General features: G+C 71.1%; 1 protein-coding gene. It reads right to left on the minus strand.

Annotated features, from left to right (window positions below; all coding sequences use genetic code 11):
* Positions 1-199: 199 nt before the first annotated feature.
* Positions 200-759 (minus strand): ABC transporter ATP-binding protein (locus HUK84_RS21200; RefSeq protein WP_176641927.1); only part of this gene is annotated, 560 nt, incomplete at its 5' end.

Consider the following 759-nt stretch of genomic DNA (forward strand, 5'->3'; position numbering starts at 1 on the left):
GGTCGCGCAGGAGAGCGGCGCCGTGGCGGCCCTGACGGTCGGCAATGGCCGCAAGCTGGTCACCGGGCCGGATTGCGGGCCCCGCCTGCGCGACATGACCGGCGAGATTTCCGCCGTCCTGACGCTGCGCCGCTGGCTGGCCGTCCATACGCCGGAATGGCGCCTGGGCTGAAGACCCGGCTCGGCCGGCATTCCGCCCCTATTCCACTCCGTCCACCACCACGTGGGGCCGCCCGCGCGAGCAATGTTCGATGCGCGCGCGCACGCCATAGACCTGCCGCAGCACCGGAGCGGTGACGACCTGCATCGGCGGGCCGGCGCCTTCGATTTTGCCGTCGGACAGCATGACCGCGTAATCGGCCCGTTGCAGCGCGATATTCAGGTCATGCAGCACCACGACGGTGACCATGCCGCGCGTGCGCGTTTCCTGGCGGACCATATCCATGACCGAGAACTGGTGATGCAGGTCCAGCGCGCTGAGCGGTTCGTCCAGCAGCAGCACGTCCGGACGGCGCACCAGCGCCTGGGCCAGCCCGACCAGTTGGCGCTGCCCGCCCGACAGCGCGTCCATGTAGCGGAGCGCCAACTGGTCCACGCCCAGGCGGGCCAGGATCTCCAGCGATTCGGTCACCTCGTCGTCCTGCCATCCGCCCGCGTGGGGGCCGGCGCGGCGGGCGGCGATGACGGATTCCAGCACCTGCAGATGCACGGGCGGCGGCAGGGCCTGCGGCAGATAGACGCAATGGCGCGCCCGCGCCG

The sequence above is a fragment of the Nguyenibacter vanlangensis genome (genome assembly GCF_013376155.1).
GTDB classification, from domain to species: Bacteria; Pseudomonadota; Alphaproteobacteria; order Acetobacterales; family Acetobacteraceae; genus Gluconacetobacter; species Gluconacetobacter vanlangensis.